Origin of the sequence: Kribbella sindirgiensis, from assembly GCF_004331435.1 — a bacterium.
In the GTDB taxonomy this organism is placed as follows: domain Bacteria; phylum Actinomycetota; class Actinomycetes; order Propionibacteriales; family Kribbellaceae; genus Kribbella; species Kribbella sindirgiensis.
The window spans coordinates 43,287-50,629 of sequence record NZ_SJKA01000033.1; the positions used below are offsets into that span (position 1 = coordinate 43,287).

At 68.2% G+C, this 7,343-nt stretch carries 8 protein-coding genes; 2 read left to right on the forward strand and 6 right to left on the reverse strand.

The window, feature by feature from the left end; all coding sequences use genetic code 11:
* Positions 1-4: 4 nt before the first annotated feature.
* Together E0H50_RS41920 and E0H50_RS41925 are read right to left on the reverse strand one after the other, a co-directional pair.
* Positions 5-1,381 (reverse strand): DUF4331 domain-containing protein, encoded by a 1,377-nt coding sequence (locus E0H50_RS41920; RefSeq protein WP_131296848.1) that lies wholly within the window; start codon positions 1,379-1,381, stop codon positions 5-7.
* A gap of 33 nt (positions 1,382-1,414) precedes the next feature.
* On the reverse strand, positions 1,415-1,690 hold the full coding sequence (locus tag E0H50_RS41925; RefSeq protein WP_131296850.1) for a twin-arginine translocation signal domain-containing protein: 276 nt from the start codon (positions 1,688-1,690) through the stop codon (positions 1,415-1,417).
* A 145-nt stretch (positions 1,691-1,835) separates the two neighbouring features.
* On the opposite strand from E0H50_RS41925, the gene E0H50_RS41930 reads away from it, so the two are divergent.
* Entirely contained in the window at positions 1,836-3,302 is a 1,467-nt protein-coding gene (locus tag E0H50_RS41930; RefSeq protein WP_131296852.1) for an SDR family oxidoreductase, read from the forward strand.
* Positions 3,303-3,311: 9 nt separating this feature from the next.
* Here the strand turns inward: E0H50_RS41930 and E0H50_RS41935 are convergent, their stop codons facing one another.
* Positions 3,312-4,556, reverse strand: coding sequence for an MFS transporter (locus E0H50_RS41935; RefSeq protein WP_202868582.1), 1,245 nt, complete (start codon positions 4,554-4,556; stop codon positions 3,312-3,314).
* A gap of 56 nt (positions 4,557-4,612) precedes the next feature.
* Between E0H50_RS41935 and E0H50_RS41940 the strand changes: the two genes are divergently transcribed.
* Positions 4,613-5,572, forward strand: coding sequence for an ArsR/SmtB family transcription factor (locus E0H50_RS41940; protein ID WP_131296854.1), 960 nt, complete (start codon positions 4,613-4,615; stop codon positions 5,570-5,572).
* Here E0H50_RS41940 and E0H50_RS41945 read toward each other — a convergent pair.
* From E0H50_RS41945 to E0H50_RS41955, 3 genes are all read right to left on the reverse strand, one after another.
* On the reverse strand, positions 5,569-5,982 hold the full coding sequence (locus tag E0H50_RS41945) for a DUF1801 domain-containing protein (RefSeq protein ID WP_131296856.1): 414 nt from the start codon (positions 5,980-5,982) through the stop codon (positions 5,569-5,571). The two genes, E0H50_RS41940 and E0H50_RS41945, sit on opposite strands and share 4 nt — an antisense overlap.
* A 7-nt stretch (positions 5,983-5,989) precedes the next feature.
* Positions 5,990-6,526: a LacI family DNA-binding transcriptional regulator gene (locus tag E0H50_RS41950; RefSeq protein ID WP_238151708.1), complete on the reverse strand. Its 537-nt coding sequence runs from the start codon at positions 6,524-6,526 to the stop codon at positions 5,990-5,992.
* Positions 6,527-6,596: 70 nt separating this feature from the next.
* Positions 6,597-7,133 carry a hypothetical protein gene (locus E0H50_RS41955; protein WP_131296858.1) on the reverse strand — a complete coding sequence of 179 codons (537 nt, stop codon included), beginning with the start codon at positions 7,131-7,133 and terminating at the stop codon, positions 6,597-6,599.
* Between the last annotated feature and the right edge of the window lie 210 nt (positions 7,134-7,343).

Below are 7,343 nucleotides of genomic sequence, written 5' to 3' on the forward strand. Positions count from 1 at the left end.
GACATCACGCGGCCGGCCTTCCCGGCTTGGACTGGTACCCGCCGGCCGGATTGCCCAGGTACGGAAACCAGCTCAAATAGTCGGCGTTCGTGTTCGACGTACCGTCCTTGATCGCCCCGGCCGCATCATCGGGCGTGAACGACGGATCCACCAGCGGAATCGTCAACCCCGCGACGGCCCGCAACTCGACCGTGACCACATCGTCGAACACCCGGCGTCCGTTCGGGAACCCAGCCGCATCGCCGGCCACGAGCCCCAGCGGGTTGGGCGAATCCGACGGCGGCACGGCGACATTGAGCCGCAACAGATCCGCCTGCACCGGCCCGGTGTAGTTCTGGAACCCGGGAACGACACCCTTCGGAATCCCGGTCAGCAGGATCGCCGCCAGGTCGGCCCGCGGCTTCTTGTACGCCGCGAGCCTCGGAAACACCCCCGGATACAGAACGGGCAGCAACCCACCCAGCTCGGGCTTCGTCACGTACTGAGCGAACTGCTTGTCCAGGTGCGGAGGCAGCACGTTCCACCGGTCCTTGTCGGCCATCGGCACGATCACCTCGTTGAACAAGGGGTTGCCGAGCCGCGACACCTGTTTGTACGGGCCGTGCCAGACCGGAATCCCGAGCTGGTCGTCGAGGATCCTGGACGACTGACGGCTCGCCGAAGCGTAGACACCGATCACCGACTTCGGGTCCAGCACATCGGTCGGCCGCGTGCCGTCGCGCGTGAGATCCCTGATCGGGACCTGCAGCGCGATCGTGTGCACGTTGGAGCCCTGCAACCCGTTGACGCCCATCGCCGCGGCGGACGGGATCAGGTGCGCCATCTGGAACGGGCGCAGCGTCCCGAGGTCGAAGATGCTGCCGAGATCGGCGAAGAACCCGTCCGCGCGCTGGCCGGCGAACACCTTGCGGTTCGTGCCGATGGTGTGGATCCCCTGACGGGCGAGTTTCGCGTAGTCCGGCGTACCGCGGACTCCGACGTTGACCGGCGGTGCGGCCAGGTTGCGCGCCAGTACCCGGGACCGGCCGCGCTCCACCCGGGTGACCGAGTAGTACTGCGGCCGGTTCCACGCCGGGTCCTTGATCGAGGTGATCGGACCGGTGTTGTACAGGAAGGTCTTCTTGTTGCGGATCTCGGCACGGAACCGGAACTGGTACGAGATGTCGGCCTTGCCCGTCCCGCTGTTGGAGATGTGGATCTGGTAGAGCACGTCGTCACCGAACTCGTAGAAGTTCGGGCCGCCGAACGGGTTCTGGAACGGGATGAAGTTGGCGATCAGGGTGACGGTGTCCGGCTTGTCAGGGCTGACGAAAGCGTAGACATCGGTGTTGTCGGCGACCGGGTCCTTCGAGATCTCGGGCGCCTCACGGTGCGAAGACATGACAGGTTTCCTTCACTGAGAGTCGGACTGTGATCAGGGGGTGGTCGCGCCGGCGATCCGCGCGGCGAGCTCGCGGTCCGTCACCAGCACCTCACGATTGCCGACCAGGATCGCCATCCGGCCCTCGCGGACGTCCTTCACGTGGACGACGTACGACTCCGCGTTCCCCAGGTCCGCCGCGGTCAGCGGCTGGCTCGAGGCCTCCGTCGACCGGTCTCCGAACACCTTCGGCACCGCGACCGCCCCGACCGCGGCCGCCGTACCCGCCCCCGCCACCACCAGGAAGCCCCGGCGTGTTGCGTCACTCATGACTGTTCCTCCCTCTGCTGTCAGGCACATCGAGCGCCCGTGGGCATTCGGAGCACCCGCACCAGCAGATGGGTCCGGCGTCACCGAGGACTAACGGCGCCTCGAACGGGTACTGCGAGGTCTGGATCTCGAGCTGGGAGGAGCCATGGAGCAGCGTCTGGCGTTGGTGACCGGTGTCAGCGGGTACATCGGCGGCCGGCTGGTGCCGGAGTTGCTCGCGGCCGGTTTTCGCGTGCGTGCGATGGCCCGGAACCCGCGGCGGCTGCGTGACCGGCCCTGGTACGGCGATGTCGAGATCGCCGAGGCGGACGCGGGTGACGCCGGCCAACTGCGGACGGCGATGGATGGCGTCGACATCGCGTACTACTTGATCCACTCACTCGGCACCGGGCACCGTTTCGAGTCCCGCGACCGGCACAACGCGTTGACCTTTGGTACCGCGGCTCGCGAGGCCGGCGTACGGCGCATCGTCTATCTCGGCGGCCTGTACCCCGAGGGCGAGGAGCTATCGCCGCATCTGGACTCCCGCCGCGAGGTGGGCGAGATCCTGCTCGCGTCCGGCGTACCCGTTGCGGTGCTGCGGGCGGCCGTGATCCTCGGATCGGGCTCGGCGTCGTTCGAGATGCTGCGCCACCTCACCGACCGGCTCCCGGTGATGGTCACTCCGCGCTGGCTGAGTACGCGGATCCAGCCGATCGCCGTCCGCGACGTACTGCACTACCTGGTCGGAAGCGCCGACCTGCCGGCCGAGGTCAGCCGCGGCTTCGACATCGGCGGCCCTGACATCCTGACGTACCGCGGCATGATGCAGCGCTACGCGAAGGTCGCCCGGCTCAACCGACGCCGGATCGTCACGCTGCCACTGCTCACGCCGTCTTTGTCGAGTCACTGGGTCGGCCTGGTCACCCCGGTACCGAGCAGCATCGCCCGACCGCTGGTGGACAGCCTGGTCCACGAGGTGATCTGCAAGGAGCACGACATCGCGAAGTACGTTCCGGATCCCGAGCCGGGCCTGATCGGGTTCGACCGGGCCGTCGAGCTCGCGCTGAAACGGGTGCGCGAGTTCGACGTCACAACCAGTTGGGCTTCCGCTTCGACCCCCGGCGCACCCAGCGATCCGCTACCGAGCGATCCCGACTGGTCCGGCGGCTCCTTGTACGTCGACGAACGCGAGAGCGTCGTCCGCGCGACTCCCGAGCAGCTGTGGACAGTGATCGAGGGCATCGGCGGTGGAAACGGCTGGTACTCCTGGCGACTCGGGTGGTGGGCTCGCGGCCTGCTGGACCGGCTGTTCGGCGGCCCGGGTCTGCGCCGTGGCCGGCGGAATCCGCGCGACCTGTCCGTCGGCGATCCGCTCGACTGGTGGCGGGTCGAGGAGATCGAGGACCTCAAGCTGCTGCGGCTGCAGGCCGAGATGCGGCTGCCGGGCCTCGCCTGGCTCGAGCTGATCGTCGATCAGGACACGGCCGGCAACACGGTGTTCCGGCAACGTGCCCTCTTCCACCCGCACGGCCTGCCCGGCCAGCTGTACTGGTGGGCGATCAAACCGTTCCACGGCATCGTCTTCGGCGGGATGCAGCGCAACATCGCCCACACCGCCGACACCGCCTGACGAGAGGCTTCAGCTCACGGCGGGAGCTTCGGCGGGCTGAATTCTGCTTGCTGCAGCGCGGTTTGCGACGATCGCGGTCGCGGTGCCGATGATGGCGAAGAGGGCTCCGAGTGCGATCCACCCCATGGTGCCGTGATCGATGGCGGTTGTCGTGACGACTGCGGGACCGAGCATCAGCGCCAACGCGAGGCCGGTCTGGCTGAGGCCCTGGTAGGCCCCGGCGCGGGCGGGATCGGCGAGCTCGAACGCCATACCCCAGCTGCCCGCTTCGCCGCGCGTCTCGCCTGCCGAGGACGCGAGCGCGCCAAGCAGCAGGACAGCGGTCGCCGCGGCGGCACCGAGGTGACCGGCGAGGGCGAAGAGCAAACAAGCCACAAGCAGCAGCAGGCCCGCGCGGCGTACCGATCGCCCGGCTGTGCGCAGGTCCTGGGTACCGCGGGACGCGCGGACCTGGAAGAGCGCGACGTACGCCGTGTTGACCACGAGGAGCACCGAGACGACGACGGTCGGCGCCTCGGTGTGGTCCGCCACCCACAGTGGGATGCCGACCGACGTCAGCGCGAAGTGGATCGCCAGCAGGGCGTTGAGAACCGTCGACACGACGTACGTGCGGTCCTTCAGCGGCGAAGGTCCGCGCGGCGCCTCGATACTCGCCGAGGCATCCATCCGCTCCGCCAGACCGGGAACTCTGTGGCGCAGACCGGCCAGCGGGATCGTGCCGAGGATGGTGATCACACCGACGAGCACCACGGTCAGGCGGTACGCCGTTGCCGTGTCCACCACCAGCGCCAGGCCCGCGAGCAGCGTGCCGATGCCGATCCCGACGTTCATCACCACCCGCAACCGGGCGCGAACGGCGACCCTTTCCGGCCCGACGAACCATCGCGCGAGCAACGTCATCTGGGCAGTGCTCTGCAGACCGCGGGAGGCCGATACGCAAGCCGCGACCAGGACGAAGGAGACGACGTCGCGAGCCAGGGCATATCCCAGCAGTGCGACCCCGTTCGCCGCGAGGGCCCACTGCTGAAGACGGTCGGCGCCGACTCGGTCACTCAGCCAACCACCGGCGTACGACGCGAGGACGCCGACTGCTCCGGCGATGGTGAGGCCGATCCCGACGGCCGCCGGGGACAGTCCCACGCCGCGGGTGAAGTAGAGCGCGCTGACCGCGAAGAACATCCCGCGGGACAGGGACAGCGCGGCAACGGCGGAGGCAAGCGCGCGGACGACAGGATCGCGGAGGAGTTCGGGCACGCGACAGTTGTCGCATCCGGGCCTGCGAGGCCACCATCGATGTAGCGTATTGCTTCATGATCGAGTACGAGCTGGTCGGCAACGATCTCGGCGAGGTGCGCTTCGCGATCTCGCCGCTGAACGAGCTCGTCCTGTCGCTGCGGACCCTGCGCGATCCGGGCCGGTTCCCGCTGCAGCTGCCCTGGCTGCGCGCCACCGAGGCGGCCCGCGCCGGACTGCCGTTGGACCTGCTTCGCGCCTTGACGAACGAAGCGCTGTGGACGCCGGATTTCCTCACCCCGCGGCCGTACACCCCGCTCGGCCGGATCGACGACGAGCTCGCGGCGTTGACCGGCACCCCGAACGGTGTCGTCCGCGCGGACCTCGCCGAGATCCACCCCGGCACACTGCCCGCGGTACTCCGGGGCCGTCCGGACAGGGTGCTCACCCGCGTCCTGGCCGGGCTGCGGGAGTACTGGGAGGCGTGTTTCGAGCCGTACTGGCAACGCATGCGGACCGTGCTCGAAGCCGACGTCGTCCACCGCGGCCGGGTCACGGCACGCTCCGGCCTCGCGGTGATGTTCGCCGACCTCGACCAGCACGTCCGCCTCGAGGACAACGTCGTGTACGTACGCCTGCGCAGTGACCTCTCGTACCGCACGTCGACCGCCGGGCGCGGACTGACGCTCGCCCCCTCGCTGTTCAGCAGGCGGGCGACGGCGCCCATCTCCGCCGACGAACCACCGCACATCATGTACCCGGCGCGCGGTCTCGGAACGCTCTGGGAGACCGAAACCAGCACGCCGGCCATCGCCCTGGTGGGCCTGATCGGCCGCGTCCGCGCCCGGCTGATGGGCCTCCTCGAAACACCGACCTCGTCGACCGAACTCGCCGTACGCCTGGACGTCACCCCGACCGCCGTCAACCAGCACCTGCGCGCACTACGGGCCGCCGGTCTCCTCATCTCCGCACGCCACGGCCGCTCCGTCCTCTACCGCCGCTCGGACCTGGGCGACCGTCTGATGCGCGGCACCTAGCTCTCGCGGGCGCGGTTGGTGTAGATGCCGGCGGTGAGCGTCTGGTACGAGCGCCGTACGACGGTCTCGAGCACGTCCAGGTCGATGTCGTCGAGGTTCTTGATGTACACGCAGCCGACGCCGGTCGTATGCGGGCCCAGCTTCTCGAGCAGGTCAGAGTGCGCCCCGACGCCGTCGTTGAGATAGACCGTGGTCGCCGCTGACCTCGCCGCGAAACCGGCCGCGGGAGCGTCGCCTTCGCGGCCGCTCGCGTACTTGTAGTGGTACTCACCGAAGCCCACGACCGTGGCCCACATCCGCGGCTCCTCGCCGGTGACGCGGCGCATCAGCTCGATCATCGTTTCGGCATCGCGGCGACGGGTCGCCGAACGCACCTTCGCGAGATGCGCCTCGACCTCCGAGCTCGTCATACCGGCATCATCGCACTGACCCCGTGGTGCTCTCGCGGATCTCAAGGGTGTAGTCGGCGGGCAGTTCGGCGGGAGCGGAGCGGTCGCCGTCCAGGCGGTTCAGCAGGAGCCGTACGGCGTTCTTGGCGATCTGGGTCTTGTCGGGGCTGATCGTGGTGAGGCTCGGGGTGCTGTAGCGGCCGTCCTCGATGTCGTCGAAGCCGACCAGGGCGATGTCGTCGGGGACGCGGAGGCCGCGGCTCAGGATGGTGCGGAGTGCACCGAGGGCCAGTAGGTCGTTGTAGCAGAACACCGCGTCGGGCGGCTCGGGGAGCGCAAGCAGGTCAGCCATCGCGGCAGCGCCGTCGGCCCGATGGAAGTACTCCGTCGGTCGGACAAGCTCGGGAACCACCGTCCGGCCCGCCGCGCGGAGGTCGGCCCGGTAACCCTGCGTCCGGAGCTGACCGGTCTGGCGCGTCTCGTCGAACTGGTCGCCGATCGCGGCGATCCGCTCCCGACCGAGCTCGACGATGCGGACCATTGATACGCCAAGCAGGTAGTTCACGCGGTTGACACCCGATCCACAGACGACGACGCACGATGAGAACCGGCGTTCTTCGAGTCGACCTGTGTCGTCATGCACATGCCTTGTCGCTCGCGGCTGCTATCCAAGTGAGAAATGCGTCAGTCTCGTCTGACGCACCGGCGACGATCTGGTGCCCGTACGTAGCGAGGAGGCGATCGACGTCGACGTTGTACTTCGGGTTGGCCACGCCCTCGAACCCCATGATCACGTGCCGCTGAAACGCGACGTCACGAACCCCTTTGTCGAACATGACCCACTGCAAGTTCGGGCTCCGCTCGATCATCACGTCGCCGAGGAACAAGGCGAGATCGTTGACCACCGCGTACCACAGGCTCCGAAGCCGGCCAGTCCCCGAAACCCCCTCCACCTCGCTCAGGAACCAGTCATTGACCAACTGCAAGCCTGCATCGTCGCCCGCCAGCACCACACCGTTGCCCGCGAGCAACCGACGCAACTCGGAAGCTCGCTCGTGCTTGGCGTCCATCAACCGCCTGAACGCCGCCCGCGCCTCACGCCCCGTCACCTCATGCAGCGGCCGGGTGACACCTGGATCGAAGGGCGAGTAATCGCCCCATGACACGCTCATCGCACCACCGTAAATAGGATCCCGTTCCCAAGGACGGAACTACCCCGGGATAGAGCAGACAAGAGAATGCACCACCCCGAGTAGTGGACCTGCCCCTGTCGCCACCGAAACGTGAACCGTCCCGGGTTTGGTGCGCCCTCGGTTATGTGAGTGCGACCGGTTGGTCGTCTCGGGTTTGTGCATAGTAGTCGGCCTCGGCTTCGGCGGGTG